Origin of the sequence: Ruminococcus flavefaciens AE3010 (genome assembly GCF_000526795.1) — a bacterium.
GTDB classification, from domain to species: domain Bacteria; phylum Bacillota; class Clostridia; order Oscillospirales; family Ruminococcaceae; genus Ruminococcus; species Ruminococcus flavefaciens_D.
On sequence record NZ_JAGT01000001.1, the window covers coordinates 2020001 to 2036179 of the forward strand.

A 16179-nucleotide genomic window follows, 5' to 3' on the forward strand; every position below is an offset into this window, starting at 1 on the left:
CTTTGATAGTCAAAAGATGCCTTCCAACTATGTTATGAGGTATTACCATCCGTTTCCAGAAGCTATCCCTCTCTCTAAGGTAGGTTGCTCACGTGTTACTCACCCGTCCGCCACTAAGATATCCTAAGTAAACTCAAAATATCTCCGTTCGACTTGCATGTGTTAAGCGTGCCGCCAGCGTTCGTCCTGAGCCAGGATCAAACTCTTTATTAAAGTTGTATATATCAGTACATCTCTGTACTAAAATATCTGATCCAGTTCATAACGCTTGCGTTATTACTTCAAAGTGTTTTTTAGTCTTGTCTTGACTTTTCTCTCCTCAAGCCCTAAAGCTCAAGAAAAGGAATCTCAAGGGTCGTTACTTTTCTTATTCGCATTGTTCAATTTTCAAGATGCTGTTTACTCCCCCTCGCGGGACAGCTTTAATATTATATCACTATCTTTCAGGTTTGTCAAGCACTTTTTTCAAATTTCTTTAAGAAATTTTTAGCGCCCTCGCTTCCTTGTCGGACAGTAAATACATTATAACTCTTTTGTAAGAAATTGTCAAGTATAAACTTTTCAACTTTATCTCGTCGAAAATATTGAAAACTCCCTCCCTTGACAGCAAAAAGCAATAAAAAAAGCAGCTGCAAAAGCAGCTGCTTAATGAATCTTTTTATACGGACATATACATGTCATATTTTATGGAAGCGCTATACCCTTCATATCAGCAAGGCTAATAGTTTCAACTGAATGTGAACGAATGTCTTTTTCAGTTGCATCTGACAACTGATCAGCGCCCATTAATTTGGGATAAGTTCCCTTATACTGACCGTTGGATTTAGTACTGTATACAACAGACTGAACAGCATAATTATGTACATATATTTTATATGTACCCTCGGTTCCGCAAATATTATTTACTGCATTCGCAAATTTGGTATTTTCATTTTTCTTTGTTGTTGCGGTACTGTTTCCGTTTTTATCGATACTGTATCCGCTCTGTTTATCGCCGTCCCAGTAGAAATAAAAATCACCTGTACCAACATAAAGGGATTTATTTGCATTATCCTTTACAGTTGTATCTGAATGATACACAGGATCGCTTACATTTACTGTTGTACGCTCTCTCTGTGCAGTTCTTGTGATCTCTGTCTGAGCGGCATTGAAAACAACTTTTGCTTTTGAATTAGCAGTTCTTTCTCTGCTTCTTCTCATGAAATAGCCCCATGAAGGTATAACAATAGCACTAAGGATACCTATAATTGTTAAAACAATAATAAGCTCAACGAGCGTAAAGCCTTTTCTCTTGCTCTTCATAGAAAAGCACCTCCAAAACAATTTTCCAATTCTATTATATCAAAAAGTTCATATTTTGTCAACAATAAAAAAATCTTTATGCTCCAATTTTTTCTGCTGTTTATTGTGCAATTAGCTGAGAAGCTCAATGGCTTTCTCCAGCTGGATATCATCGTCTGTGCATCTGAATCTTTTCTCCATATCCAGAACAATGTCAGGTGTAATGCCTACCTTGTCATAGTTAGGTATATCATTTACATAGTAATATCCTGATACGATAGAATAAGTCGACATATCAGATAACGTGTACGTCTGCTGGAAGACTCCCTTACCGCCGGTCTGTGAACCAATAACAGTTCCTCTGCCCGTATTGCTGAACAGGGCTGCAAATATCTCTCCCGAGCTCAGAGTCTCCTCCGACACAAGGACAGCGACCTTAATATCTTTGATCTGGACATCAGCTGTAGTCTTATATATTTCCTTTTTCTTGGATCTTGTTTCCTCACATACAACATGACTTCCTTCTGGAGCAAAAAGATCAAAGAATCCGACTGCCTCAGACATTGCTCCTCCGCCGTTGCTGCGCAGGTCGAAAACGATGCCTTTTATCTCTTCTTCAGATGAGAAGCCGTCGAAGATTCGCTTAAAATTAGCTGTTTCTCCCTCGTCAAAGCTGTCAAAGCGATAATACAGTATGCCATTATCAAGGATCTCCTTATAAAGCGGCAGGAACCGCTTTTCATCTATAGAGCGGACATAGGTGATATTTTTCGTATCGCCGTCACGTTCTATGACAAGCTCGGCTGAGGTATCGCTTTTTCCAAGAAGCTCCCTTACGATATTGTCAAATCCTGTTTGTCTGACATTCTTCCCGTCGATACTGAGGATAATGTCCCCTTCTCTTAATCCGATATTTTCCGCATAGGATTCGGGAATGACCTCGGTAACCACCATATCGCCGTTGTTTTCATCCTTGCCTACCTTAAATCCAGCTGTCTGCATCTGCATGGAGGCATTGACGCTGATTTCAAGAGCTTTTGAGCTGTCGGAGCAAAAAGTATAGGTATCACCGAGTCCTTTAAGAAGTCCGCTTACCATATTGCGTTCATAATTCTCTTTATCGGCATCTTTATAGTAATCCTCGTCAATGTTTTCCATAGCTTTAATAACGCCGCTATAGTTCTCGCCAAAAGCTATTTCCTTTTCGTAATACTTTGTGACACCAAGGTAAGTAAGGCCTGCTACAGCACAAGCCCCAAAAAAGCCATACGTTAATTTAGTAAGGTCAAATTTCATTTTTCCTCCTAAAAAAATGCTCCTCCCAAATGGAAGGAGCATTAATTTTTAATTAGAATTTATAAGTTCAATAATTTAGAACTCATCAAGTCTTGTCTGTAGATGTCCAGCCGCCCTTTGTAGCTGCCTGTGAAGCGAGGTCGCTGAGAGCTGTCTTTGACTTAGACTCAAAGTTATCAACTGTGATAACACCACCGGGGCAAGTACCTGTGTACTTAGCATTAGGCTGTCTGAGAGCAACGCCTACACAAACGCCGCCGTCACATACTGCATAGAAATCATACTTGTAAACCTTATCCATGTAGTTTACGATCTTCTTGTATGTGTTTGCATCTGAATACTGAGAATCTGAGATAGCACCATCAGCAGTAACAACCTTACCAGCAGCTGCATTTGCACCGCTTGTACCTGTCATTGACTTGATCTTAGCAGCCTCTTCAGTCTCTTCATCAATTTCAACGAGAGCTGTGTTGATAGCCTTCTGGAGTGTGTTAGCAGCTGAGTTAGCGCTTGAAACCTTTGACTTCTTTACGTAACCGAGCATTGCTGGAACGAGGATTGCTGCGAGAACACCGATGATAGCGATAACAACGATGAGCTCAATAAGTGTAAAACCTTTCTTTGTAGTTTTCATAAGAAAACCCTCATTTAAATAAATTTTTGTGAAAGCTTTTACTTTCACACGATTTTTTTAGGTCCGGGGATTTTTTTCTCCCTTTCCCTTCCCTGTGATTATAGTATACCACCTTATTCACATAATGTCAACACTTTCAGAAGAAAAAATCCATATCTGAGGGCGATTTTTACATTAGAACGGTGAATCGGCATATTTTTTTTAGTGTTTTCGTCGAAGTGCACAAGATACTGTGAATAAATTAAATCTTTAATTTAGTATTTGTTATATTCACACTTGTTTATACTCTGTGTAAAGCGATTTTTGAGGCTTTTTCGGAGGTTTTTTGAACTTTTTTTAATGTCTTTTTTGAAAAATTTCCGATTTTGTGTTTCCAAAAATAATTTCTTGTCATTTGATCAATAGTCTGTTCATAAAAAATACCGTCGCACTTTTTCACGAGCGACGGTATTTTGATACATATAGTATTTTTATATGAAAATATTATTAACCCTGTACGCCGCCTCTGGGAGCACCGCCGAGCTGTGACAGGAAACGATAGAACTCCTGCTTGTCGAGGCACTTCTCGAGAGCGTCTACCTCGCCGATAACATTCTTGGATACGAGTCTTGCAAGCTCCATATCCAGAGACATCATGCCCTGCTGCTTACCTGTCTGGATAGCAGACTGAACGAGGTGGATCTTGTTATCACGGATCATAGCCGAGATAGCGTCGGTAACGTTAAGAATTTCCATACAAGCGATACGGCCTGAACCGTCCTTCTTAGGAATAAGTGTCTGTGAGATAACAGCTACGAGGTTGTTAGCCAGCTGTGTTCTGATCTGCTGCTGCTGATGCTCTGGGTAAACGTCGATGATACGGTTGATAGTATCAGCTGCAGATGTTGTATGAAGTGTTGACATAACGAGATGTCCTGTTTCGGCAGCGGTTACAGCAGCCTGGATAGTCTCGAAGTCACGCATTTCTCCTACGAGGATTACATCGGGGTCCTCACGGAGAGCAGCTCTCAGAGCAAGAGCGAATGACGGAACGTCGTCGCCGATCTCTCTCTGGTTGACCATACATCTCTTGTGATCGTGAACGTACTCGATAGGGTCCTCAACTGTGATTACGTGAGCGCTTCTGTTAAGGTTAACGAAGTCGATCATAGCAGCGAGGGTTGTAGATTTACCTGAACCGGTAGGACCTGTTACAAGAACGAGTCCACGGGGACGCATTGCGAAGTCAGCAAGTATCGGAGGAAGTCCGAGGTCCTCAAGTGTAGGGATATCGTTTCTCAGAAGACGGATAGCGATAGCTGGCTTGCCCTTCTGGAAGTATACGTTTACACGGTGACGGTAGCCGCTTCTTGTTGTGAACGAGAAGTCGGTATCCTTATGGTTGTTGATGCTTGTCTGCTGAGCGTCGTTTGTCATCTGATGAACGATGTTGAGTATTTCCTCCTCGTCCATTTCGGGGTACTGTGAACGCATGGTTCTGAGAGTACCGTTGAGACGTACAACAGGAGCGATCCTGTCTGTGAAGTGAAGGTCAGAACAGCCGAGGAGTCTTACCTCGTCAAGTATTCTATGAATTTCGATTGCCATATTAATAATCCTCCCTACAAGCCATTATACAGTAAATGTAGTTCTTACAAGCTCGTCAATTGATGTTTCGCCGGCCTGTACAAGCTCTGAAGCGTTGTCACGGAGAAGCTTGGTTCCCTGTTCCTTAGCTGCCTTTTCGATCTCTTCCTTGCTGCCGTTAGCTGCGATGATAGAAGAAACCTTATTTGTACAGTGAATGATCTCGTGGATAGCAGTTCTTCCTCTGTATCCTGTATTATTGCATGAGGGGCATCCACCCGGCTCATATATCTGGATAGAATGGTCGATACCCATGAGCTCGTTCTCTTCGGGAGTAGACATTCTTGGCTTTTTGCATGTCGGGCACAGAACCTTGAGGAGTCGCTGTGCGATAACGCCGATGATAGAAGTAGCAACCATGTAAGGAGCTACACCCATATCAACAAGACGTACAACTGTTGAAGCAGCGTCGTTGGTATGGAGGGTCGACAGAACAAGGTGTCCTGTGATAGCGGCACGGATACCGATATCGGCTGTTTCGGTATCACGCATCTCACCGATCATAACTACGTCAGGGTCCTGACGGAGGATAGAACGAAGGGCAGCGGCAAATGTCATGCCTGCCTTTACGTTAACCTGACACTGGTTGATACCGTCGATAGCCTTTTCGACAGGGTCCTCAACGGTTACGACGTTTACGTTTGGCTTAGCGATCTCACCGAGAGCCGCATAAAGAGTTGTTGTTTTACCTGAACCGGTAGGTCCTGTAACGAGGATAACGCCGTGAGGAACACGAAGCATTGACTCGAACAGTGTATAGTTATAATCAGACATACCCAGATCGGTGATCTTACGAAGAGCGATCTGACCTGTTGAAAGGATTCGGATAACGATCTTTTCACCATGTACCATAGGAAGTGAGGATACACGGACATCAAGAGTAGTTCCGTCAACGACCTGTGTGAAACGGCCGTCCTGAGGGATTCTCTTCTCGGCGATGTTCATACCGCTGATGAGCTTGAAACGTGTAGTGAGTGCGCTGTGAACTGCACTTGAGATATTCATGAGTTCAACGAGGTCGCCGTTTACACGGATACGGATCCTTGTATACTTATCGAATGGCTCGATATGGATATCGGTAGCGTCTGCTCTGTAAGAGTTCTCAACGATAGTTGTTGCCAGCTTAACAATAGGAGCACTCTCTACTCTGTCCTTAGACTCGATGTCAGCCTCAGACATTTCACCGAGGTCGCCGCCCATAGCGGAAACGCCCTCAAGAACACTGTCAACGTTCTGCATTGAATAGCACTTACCGATCGCCTTGTTGATAGCAGATGTTGTTGCAAGAACAGGAACGGTGTCCATACCTGTGGAAACCTTGATATCCTCGAGTACGATGAAGTTTACAGGATCATTCGTTGCAACTGTAAGACGCTTACCTTGTACATTGATAGCAATTACGGTATGCTTTCTTGCCAGAGCCTCGGGAACCATCTGAACTGCGTCAGTATTGATCTCGATATTGTCAAGGTCAACGTACTGAACTCTCAGATTTCCTGCCAGTGCTTTTGCGAAATTGACTTCAGACATAAAGCCGAGTTCAACAACTACGTCGCCGAACTTCTTTGCGCCGTTTGACGCTTTCTGAGCGTCAAGAACCTGCTGAAGCTGTTCGCTTGTGATCAGCCCTTGATTGACTAAGTAGTCACCAATTCTCTCGTTTCTCATAAAAAACCTCCGCTTATTTTCTGAATGCCGTGCTGTATCCGTCATACAGTCAGCATTCTAAAATTTTACTTGAATTTTCCATAAATTATGTTATAATAATATTATGTACATTAATATTTATGAAGGAGGGGTAAAATCATGTTCGGATTTGAAGATATGCTCCACAGTGAATTTACCGAGCTGCCATTCAAGATCATGTTTTACGTCGTAATTTTCCTATTCGGCATCTGCATCGGAAGCTTTCTTAATGTTGTTATCCTGAGACTTCCAAAGGGCGAATCTGTTATCGGCCTTAAACGAAGCAAGGAGGATAAGGAAAAGGCTTCCCACTGCATGACCTGCGGCGCAAAGATCAGACCCATCGATCTGATACCTGTTTTCAGCTGGATAATGCTGAGAGGAAAATGTCACAACTGCGGTGCAAAAATATCACCGCGATATCCAATAGTAGAATCCCTGAACGGTATTCTCTATGTTCTGACGTTTTACGTCCTGGATATAAATGTTAAATCCATAATAACCTGCGTTCTGATGACTTTTCTTATTGTCATCGCATTCATCGACTGGGATACGAAAGAAATATTTATCGGCATGGTAGCCATTATACTTCTTCTTGCTTTCCCGCTTGCTTACTTCTACTCTCGTGAAAACGGAGATGTTACACTGAAAAGCCGTATCATTGGAATGTTCGTTATCAGTGTTCCGTTCTTCATCATCGGCGAATTAAGCCGTCCCATCATTAAGAAGAAATTCGGTGAGGATTTCAGAGCCATTGAGCTTGGCGATACATATTTAATGTTCGCAGCCGGCGCATTCCTCGGAACACAAGCTGTTATCGCTTCAACATTTATTGGAATCATTACCGCTGCCGTTGGTGGGATTCTCGTCAAGGCAGTTACAAAGGATTCAAAGTTCGCCTTCGGACCTTTCCTTGCTATCGGAATTGCCGTCGGCTCGTTATGGGGTAATCAGATAGCTCAGTGGTATCTTAACCTTCTGGCTACCGAATAAAAACAGTGAAAAATAAGTACAGGCAGCAGCATTGAACTGCTGCCTGTTTTTTTACTTATTTAAGTTCATCTGCATAAGAGAATACAAAGTAAATATCGTTTGTGAAATCTACCTTTGTATTGAACTTAGCACGGAATGCCTCTCCGCACTCGGGAGGTGTTGTATTATCCTTCTGTAATCTTAATGTATCCTTTGCTGTTGGATCATTATATCTTACTCTCGGAACACCTGTCGGGTTAACACCTGTTCTTGAGTTGATATTTGTAAGGGGCAGGTTTGCGATCTGTACTGCAACAGGAGACTTGAAAGCTCTGTAGCTGTTTGCTCCTGATACATCAACATAACCCTGTCTGCTCGGATCCTTGTCAAGAACGATTGATATCGAAAGATTCTTTCGTGTTATACCGATGTCTGTGTTATTCTTATCGGTCTTCAGTGCCTTGTAGTAAGAATCACTGTCGCCGCCTGCAGGAACAGGAGCACCAACGAGCTTTGAAGCACCAAGTGCATAACTGAAGCTGTAGTTTGAATCTCCTGCGTCAAAGTATGTGGAATTGAGCATAGGAGTTTCAGTAACATCAGATGTTATTTCCTGATTGTTCTCAAAGCGGTACTCACGAAGTGTGATCTGTCCTGCCGGGATGCCCTTTGCAGCATCAGCATTGTTCATAAGACGCATTATATAGATCTTGCCTCTGACAAATCTGCTGTTTGAACCGTCATCAGAAGTAACGAGTCCGTCATAATGTGACTTTCTGTACTCTTCAGCAAGCTTATACAGATCTGTAGAATACTCTGTACCAAGCTCATCTGATGTATAGATATACAGGTTATCGGCATACTCAAGAGTACCCTGGATATATTCCTGTATATTATGTGACAGCGAGTACGTCTTTTCTGACAGCGCCGTATTCTTGTACATATTCGATACAGGCGTTGTAAGAGCAAGTGCAGCGGTCATAAGAATTGAGAAGATCGCCATAACAACAAGCAGCTCTACAAGGGTAAAGCCCTTGAGCGTTGATTTATTTTGCTTTTCCATATGACCACCTCACTTACGCCGTAGTTGTAGTAGTTGCTGTTGTGGTCGTTCCGGTCGTAGTAGTTCCTGTAGCCGTAGTTGTAACCGGCTCGACCTCAATGAACTGAAGATTCAGGTTACCGTTGGCCTTTTTCTGTACAGCTGCCTTATCGGCATCGCTGAGACTGTCGGTAACGAGATCCTCTGTAGCATACTTCTTTGCCTTCATCTTTACGTCTGAGCTGCCGACCTTGACCTCTACCTCAACATCGCTTGCGGGCAGTGTTGCAGGCTGATTTGCCTTGTTGGTATAATCCTTGATCTGATTAGCAGCGTAGGGTGACTCAGTGGATACCTTGTTTTTCAGAACATTTGTAGCTCTGTTTGTGGCATCGATGTGAGTACCTACAAGTATGAGCAGTCCGCCCATGATCGCAAAGATAGCGATAGAAATTATCATTTCAACCAGAGTCATGCCCTTGAGTTTTTTATTAACTTTTTTCATAAGAACACGCCTCCCTTATACTCCTGAGAAGTAAAGTATATCAAATACACCCTCGGAAGTAGTAACCTTTGTATTGTTGTTTGAGTTGCCGATAGCGCTTCCGCCCTGACCGCACTGTGTATAGTACATACCGAATTCATTCATGCCAAGATCATTTCCGCTTGAATCCTGCTGGAGAACGTCCTTGAAGAGAGCGTTACCGATGATAGGCGGTGCACCACTTGTAAGATCAGCTCCTCTGGTCTGTCCGCCTGCCTTCTTTGACCAGTCAACACCATACTCGTCAATATACTTAACAGTCCATTTACCCTTCTGCATACATGCAAAGTTAGTATAAGGACATCTGAATGCACCTGTTATAGTAGACAAGTTTGTCATCTGGATAGTTGAGCCGGGGATACCCTTTGAAGTATCCTGCTCAGTACCGTAGAATTCCATGCCCCAGTCCTTGGTGTAATCGAATGTGTCACTTGGGCAGTTCTTGCAGAAGTATGGACCGCCTGTAGTAACTTCCTTGTTAACTATTGAGTTCTGATTTGACAGGTAAAGCATACCCTTTACAAGGAAGCAAACCTTTCCTGCCTCGAACTTGTTGCCGGCGTCATCAGTCTGAATAAGATCAACAAAGATATCTGCACCATTCTTCATGGTAACATTTTCAAGAATGACCCATATGGTCTTGCCCTGTGGATTGATCGTTATCTTTACGTTATCAACATCATTTTTGATAGTACAGCTCTTTGTGATCGTTGTATTTCTCTTTGAAGCATCGCTTCCGTCATATTCAATATTGCCCTCTGCATCAGTCTTGTAACTTGCAGGAACATCCTTTGGATATGACTTTTCGAGATTATCAAGATTCATTTCTTCTCTTACTTCGGTAAGAGTTCTTACGATCTTGGTCTTTTTGCTCTTGTCTGCATAAATTGCAGTTCTTTCCATCTTTACAGGATATGCTGGCTCACCGTATGAAGCATATTTGTAAATGTTGCTGTTTACAACTGTCTGCTCTGTTGGTGTAGAAGCTCTTCTTACATAATCCGCATCTACTATATTATGCGGCTCTGTATCACTGTAAATTGTTGTTGAACCTGAAACTACTGTATTTGTTTCCTGTCCGTCATAAGTAACTAATGTGTAATACGGAAGCTGAGTAATAAACTTATGGTCTGTATTGCCTTCAACGATGTAATAGCCCTTTTCGGAATCTGTTCTTATTGAAGTCTCACGGAAAAGAGGCTGACCGCTGTTGTCATCGCGGACATACTTAGGCATTACGTAATACCATGTTCTTGTCTCACCGTCCACCTTAGGAAGCTCACTTGAATATATAGGCTTATCTAAGAATGTCTTAACTACATCTGTAGTTACATCATCTCTGAGGAATGACTCTGATGCCAACAGAGCATCAAGGGTCTCGTCAACTGTTCCGACAAACTCATAGCCATCTTCTTCAAATGTCTCATCGCCATATATGTACTTGAATGTTCTCAATTCCTTGTCCATATATATCTTCATGCCGGGAGCGTATTCTTCCTTCCATGAATAGTAAAGAACATATGAATCATTTGCCTCGTTGCCGTCTATAAGCATCATATTGCCTGCTGAATCTTTATGAGCAGCAGGATCCCATACGAAGAAGCTGCGCTTCGGGAACTCTACCTCATAAGCAGAAAGCTCGCTGAGGTTATTTCCGTATGGCTTGAGCTCATCGGGGATATGAAGAGTATTATTTACTGTAGTGAATGTTTCAGCTGTTACATTACCGGATGTACCGCCGTATGTACCAACATTGTCGCAGAAGATTCTTCTTGCAGTCAGAGAACCGTTAACATGGAGAGCTCCGCCGACAACAAGGTCGCCCTTGATAGTTGTATTGCCGTCAACATAGCAATCACCCTTTACGCGGACATCGCCCTCAACATAGTTAACATTTGAAATGTGAAGTCTTCCGTTGCAGTACATGCTGCCGCCGTATGATTCATTCTGGTTTATTGTCTTGTTATATACGGAATTAACCCACTTATAAAGATATGATGTTCCGCCGTTGCCGTAGTAGTTATCACCCTTGATAACGTCTCTTTTAGCAGGAAGAATATCATTTTGATTTGTTGACTGATTCCAAACATACTGCTCGCCAAGGAATACATCGCTGTATACGTTATCGTCGCCTGTGTACTCATCCATCATATAGAGATCGCCTGAGTCACAGCGATAATCGTTTCTGTTAGCCATTAATGTACCCACAAAGATATTGTACGGTGACTTGTGATCATTGTCGGCAGCTGCAACTAATGTACACTGTGAACCGAATGAGAGAACACCGTCAATATAAAGGTAAGGTATCTGCTGCTGTCTGTAATTACTGTTCATCTTATAATTCAGCTGTACCAGAGGATTTGTTGCATCCTGACCGTTTGCCAGATAAAGGTTACCGTTGATGATAGTCTCTGACACGGGTCTTTCGCCTGAATCATGAACATCAATAGCAAATGTTGATGTACCGGCTCTTACATCGCCGTTAATGAATGTAAGTGTAGTGTCGATCTCGCAAGCATTGTGAAGAACATATTCGTTCTTGACATTTGATTTAAGGCCGATACCGAGACCGCCTGTAAATCTGCCGCCGTTTCTGAAGTTACCGTCACCGACGGTATTGAATCCCTTGATTCCTGTAGGAAGCGAAGGGCTTTCAGTATTCTTCTCTTCAGGTCTCTTCTTGATATAAGCAGTAACAGTTGCTTCTTCCTTTGCCACACGGGCAGTAGCTGTTATCTTTACCATATCGACCTTGACCCACTTGCCGTAGGTCTCGGAGCCCTGCTTGAGATCATAGTAATACTGATCTGTGCCTGTGCTGTTGACCTTCTCTACGATGATCTTGTTATCCTGCCATTTGCCGTTATTGTCCCAATAACCGATCAGACCAACGCTCTTATCCACAGCGCTGCCCTTATTGATCCTTACTTCAGGATATATTACAGAGGGATTTGAATCTACACCAAGAGACACAACAGTTTTTGCAATGTTGCTGTCTCTTGACATAGCCTCTGTAAAACCTGAAATAGCTGTTTTAGCAGTATAACTTGCCTGTGATGACGAGTAGGATTTATGCGCTCTGTTACTTGAAGCTGTTGCAAGCGCAAGAGTACCCGTCAGAAAAATTATAAGAAGTGCCATTACAGCGACTACGGTAAACAGTACCGTGCCGCGCAATTTGTTTCTTTTCTCTGTTTTCATTTCCCTAACCGCCTTTCAAGTTACATCTTTCTCATAACTGTAGCGTTTGAAGCAGGTTTTTTCTTCATTATTACTTTAATTCTACGTCAGGTTCTTCCATTTCAATTACTGAATAAATTGATATAACGATCTGTACATCAGATGTATTCTTTATCTCTTTTCCTTCTACCTGAACAGAAACCTCTGCTCCATCCTCCGGAGAATCCGGCATCTGTGTGCCTGCCCTCTTGGCAGCGTCCTTACCGAATGTGAAATCGGAAATACTTACTGAATTGATAACTACTGCGCTGTCGATCTTCTTTATAGCTTCAAGATACTTCCATACATTCTTCTTTGTACCGATTATCTTTACGCCATACTGATTCTTGATAACGTTTTCCTTAGCTCTCTGTGACAGTGCTACGCTCCCTGCTACTGAAGCATCGTATTCTGCCTGAAGATTTCCGTTGATGTCCGCCTGACTTCTGATACTCTTGAACTTATCCTGTTCATCTAAGAAATAGTAATCAATAGGAGAAACTGTTGCTTCCTTCAGATCAAGGTTCAGGATTCTTACATGGCAATCATCTGCACACTTCTGCAGATACTTATCTACCAGGATCTGATTTTCAACATCTTCAACAGGAACAAAGATCTTAGTTGTATCCTTTGCACTGTTGTAAATGCTGCGGATAGATTCCTGAAGCTTCGGGATCTGTGCTATCTTCTTTTCGTAGTCTGCTTTTACTTCTTGTCTTTCAGCAAGAGTTGCCTTATCGGCCTTATTCTTTTTGATCTGATTCTTTACAGGTACAAAGAAGCCTACAAGCAATATGATTATTGCTAACAGAACACCTGCAATGATCTTGTCTCTATAATTTAATTTCATTGTTACTTCTCCTCCTCTGAACTATTTCCAGAATTAGCAGTTATGTCGTTAGCACCGACAAGTCTTACGCTTGACTGGAATGCTATCGATACTCTGTCTTCCTTGCCCTCTTCCTTAACAACAGCGGCACTGTATCCCTTGTATCCGGCTGCTTCAAAGAGGTCGCTCTCAAGAAGGTTCTTTACAAAATCAGCAGGCACTTTCTGTGCATAATCATCCTTGACTCCGTCACAGCTTACGTTAAAGCTTATTATACCGTCGCTGTACTGTGGCTGAACGATCTTGTCATTATCTTCCTTAAACTCTACCTTTGCATCTTCAAGAGTCTTTTTAAGGATCTTCTCGATCTCATCATAAGCCTTACCCTCTATCTGAGGCATCGACTTATATGCATCACTTGCATTGGTCATCTTGGTGGCATAAGCCTTAACTGTATCCTCTACGCCGAGAAGTCTTGCCTGATGCTCGAGCTTCTTCTGTGTATCAGGGCTTTCGATGAACTCATTGCACTCCCTGATATCCTTGTTGATGCTGTTGCCCTTGAGCTTCAGAACGCCCCATGTACCGCCTACTACAAGACCTGCAACGAGAAGCGAAGCAAGAAGTATAATGCTTCCCATGCTGTCGTTGTTCTTGCCGCCTACGCGGTTCTTAACAGCAGTACTGAAGTCTGTGTCAAGGAGGTTGATCTTTTCGATCTCTCTGTTTCTCTTGAACATAGCGCCGATAGCGTTAGCATAAAGAGAGAACTCAAGATTTTCATGTCCGTGTATCTGTGGAGGAACGTTGATAAGACTTGTCTTGAGGTCGAGTTTTTCAAGCTCATCTGTAAGTCTTACATACTCATGGGTATCTCCGTAGAAGATAACGTTCTCAATGGACTCACCTGTGTTACGGCTTCTGTGGAACTGAAGCATACGGAAGATGTTCTCGTTAACTGCTTCAAATACGTAGTCATCGGAGTAGCCGTAGTCGGCAGCATCGATGGAAGCGAAACGTGAGAATGAAAGCTGTCCCTGCTCATAGAGGTTGAGTGAGATGAAGTTGTTGTCGATCTGTACAGCAAGGAGAGGCATCTTTGACTTGATCTTTGTATCAGCAAGAAGAACCTTTGTGATACAGTTACATCCGATCATTACTGATCTGAGTGAGATGCTGAGGAGCTTGAACACTTCTCTGTAGCTGTTTACGATCTCATAAGGACAAGCTGTAGCGAGTATCTTGTATGATGGCTCGTTAACATCTCTGCTGTCTGCATCGCCTACTATGATATAGGATACGCTGTATGAATCGTCGAGGTTGAGCTCTGCCTGCATCTGGAGCTTAACTGTCTTCTGGAGATCCTGACCTCTGCCCTTGGCAACTGTCATTTCCTTGAAGATCGTAAGGTTGGAGGAGATCGAAACGATCGCTTCCTTGTCAGGCATTCTGTGCATTTTAAGTACGTTGTTTATAAGGGTAGCAACTGCTGGAACATCCTTAACGTGTCCGTTAACGATAAGTCCTTCCTCAACGTTTACAGTAGCAGCGGAGCTGATCTTGATCTTACCGTTGCTTTCAACGCCCTTAACAACTCGTATATTTCTATCAGTGATATCAAATGAAAGCATTTATCTTTCCACCTTTCTTTATTAACCGTTTTCCAAGTTTTCCATAGCACCGTAGAGTGCAGGATAGATTCCACATACGACAAGTCCGATGATTACGCCCATGAATATAAGAAGTATAGGCTCGATCGTACTTACAAGTCGCTGAACGGCTGAATCTGATTCATCTTCATAATAATCAGATGTTTTCTCAAGGATCGTGTCAAGTGCACCTGACTCCTCGCCGACATAGATTACCGAGCAGAACATCGGCTCGAATATCTCTGTACGTGTGATTGCAGATGAAAGAGTCTCGCCCTGTTTTACCTCGTCGATAACGTCAACGAACTTCTGATCGACATAAGCATTACCAAGGATAGATGAAGCTCTTTCAAGGCATTCAACCATCGGAAGACCGCTTGAGTAAAGTGAGGAAAGAGTTCTTGCGAAACGTCCTGTGTAGATTTTTGTGATAAGTGGGCCGAAGCCGGGACCTTTGATAAGCATTCGGTCAAATTTGACACGGATCTCGGGATTCTTGAGTGCAAATTTAAGACCAAGTACTATTGCAATAAGAAGAACAACAAGAATGTACCACTTCTTAGTCAGGAAGTCACTGATTCCCGCCATAACTCTCGTCAGAGCAGGCATGTCTTCCTTGCTGTCGAACATGTCGATGAAAGTAGGCATGATGACCGTGAAGAGGAAGATTACGATAACTACGCAGAGCACCAGAAGTATGATAGGATAGATCATAGCGCCTCTGATAGTATTCTTCAGCTTGTTTTCCTTAGCGTAGTGGTCAGACATTCGGTTCATAATAACATCCAGAGAACCTGAGCTCTCGCCCGCGCCGACCATTGAGATGAGGAAGTCTGGGAAAGAACCTGAGTGCATTTCCAGAGTTGACGAGAAGGATTCACCCTTCTGTACGTTCTCGTAAATGTCCTGCCATATTGCTCTTGCCTTTTCGTTTTCCTGTTCTTTTGTCAGGATATCAATGGCTTTTACAAGTGTAAGACCTGATGTGAGCATCGCTGCAAGCTGTCTGCAGCAGAATGCAAGCTCGGGGGTTTTAAACTTGTAAATTGATTTTGAGTCGTCTGAATCGCTCTCCTTGTAATCCTTGACATACAAGCCCTTTTCCTTGGCTCTCTGCAAGAATTCCTGCTCATTCTCCGCATTTATGATTCCCTTGACCTGTCTGCTTTTCGCGTCCTGAGCAACGTAGGAAAAACTCTTCATGAAACCACCTCCATAATTAATTACTTGTGATGAACGTTTCTCACTGCCTTAATAATAACAATTATAGCATTTATAGTGTTACTTTTCAATCGCTTTTTTGACATAAATAATCTACCGTTTTTTATCAATATTTACCAAGATTTATACTATCGGTAATATCAAGATATTCAAACGGCTCCTATTTAACGAAAAATTCAG

Annotated in this window: 12 protein-coding genes and 1 rRNA gene (1 of these 13 running past the window's edge); 1 reads left to right on the forward strand and 12 read right to left on the reverse strand. The window is 42.6% G+C overall.

What is annotated here, in order from left to right; all coding sequences use genetic code 11:
• From N774_RS0108680 to N774_RS0108710, 6 genes are all read right to left on the reverse strand, one after another.
• Positions 1 to 213: ribosomal RNA gene (locus N774_RS0108680) — 16S ribosomal RNA — on the reverse strand; it reaches 1300 nt to the left of the window's first position.
• A 471-nt stretch (positions 214 to 684) separates the two neighbouring features.
• Positions 685 to 1302, reverse strand: coding sequence for a type II secretion system protein (locus tag N774_RS0108690; RefSeq protein ID WP_024860869.1), 618 nt, complete (start codon positions 1300 to 1302; stop codon positions 685 to 687).
• Positions 1303 to 1413: 111 nt separating this feature from the next.
• A complete protein-coding gene (locus N774_RS0108695; RefSeq protein ID WP_024860870.1) occupies positions 1414 to 2577 on the reverse strand; it encodes a S41 family peptidase in 1164 nt (387 codons plus the stop codon).
• Between the two features lie 85 nt (positions 2578 to 2662).
• Positions 2663 to 3211, reverse strand: coding sequence for a type II secretion system protein (locus N774_RS19965; RefSeq protein WP_024860871.1), 549 nt, complete (start codon positions 3209 to 3211; stop codon positions 2663 to 2665).
• A 486-nt stretch (positions 3212 to 3697) separates the two neighbouring features.
• Positions 3698 to 4798 carry a type IV pilus twitching motility protein PilT gene (locus N774_RS0108705; protein ID WP_024860872.1) on the reverse strand — a complete coding sequence of 367 codons (1101 nt, stop codon included), beginning with the start codon at positions 4796 to 4798 and terminating at the stop codon, positions 3698 to 3700.
• 24 nt (positions 4799 to 4822) lie between these two features.
• Positions 4823 to 6505 (reverse strand): GspE/PulE family protein, encoded by a 1683-nt coding sequence (locus tag N774_RS0108710; protein WP_024860873.1) that lies wholly within the window; start codon positions 6503 to 6505, stop codon positions 4823 to 4825.
• Between the two features lie 138 nt (positions 6506 to 6643).
• On the opposite strand from N774_RS0108710, the gene N774_RS0108715 reads away from it, so the two are divergent.
• A complete protein-coding gene (locus N774_RS0108715) occupies positions 6644 to 7516 on the forward strand; it encodes a prepilin peptidase (RefSeq protein WP_024860874.1) in 873 nt (290 codons plus the stop codon).
• Positions 7517 to 7571: 55 nt separating this feature from the next.
• On the opposite strand, the gene N774_RS0108720 is transcribed toward N774_RS0108715, so the two are convergent.
• From N774_RS0108720 to N774_RS0108745, 6 genes are all read right to left on the reverse strand, one after another.
• Positions 7572 to 8558 (reverse strand): type II secretion system protein, encoded by a 987-nt coding sequence (locus N774_RS0108720; protein ID WP_024860875.1) that lies wholly within the window; start codon positions 8556 to 8558, stop codon positions 7572 to 7574.
• A gap of 13 nt (positions 8559 to 8571) precedes the next feature.
• Entirely contained in the window at positions 8572 to 9042 is a 471-nt protein-coding gene (locus N774_RS0108725; RefSeq protein ID WP_024860876.1) for a PulJ/GspJ family protein, read from the reverse strand.
• Between the two features lie 15 nt (positions 9043 to 9057).
• Positions 9058 to 12282 carry a polymer-forming cytoskeletal protein gene (locus N774_RS0108730; RefSeq protein WP_024860877.1) on the reverse strand — a complete coding sequence of 1075 codons (3225 nt, stop codon included), beginning with the start codon at positions 12280 to 12282 and terminating at the stop codon, positions 9058 to 9060.
• 70 nt (positions 12283 to 12352) lie between these two features.
• Positions 12353 to 13150, reverse strand: coding sequence for a hypothetical protein (locus tag N774_RS0108735; RefSeq protein ID WP_024860878.1), 798 nt, complete (start codon positions 13148 to 13150; stop codon positions 12353 to 12355).
• A 2-nt stretch (positions 13151 to 13152) separates the two neighbouring features.
• Positions 13153 to 14760, reverse strand: coding sequence for a pilus assembly protein PilM (gene pilM, locus N774_RS0108740; RefSeq protein WP_024860879.1), 1608 nt, complete (start codon positions 14758 to 14760; stop codon positions 13153 to 13155).
• A gap of 21 nt (positions 14761 to 14781) precedes the next feature.
• Positions 14782 to 15981, reverse strand: a complete 1200-nt coding sequence (locus N774_RS0108745; RefSeq protein WP_024860880.1) for a type II secretion system F family protein — start codon at positions 15979 to 15981, stop codon at positions 14782 to 14784.
• Between the last annotated feature and the right edge of the window lie 198 nt (positions 15982 to 16179).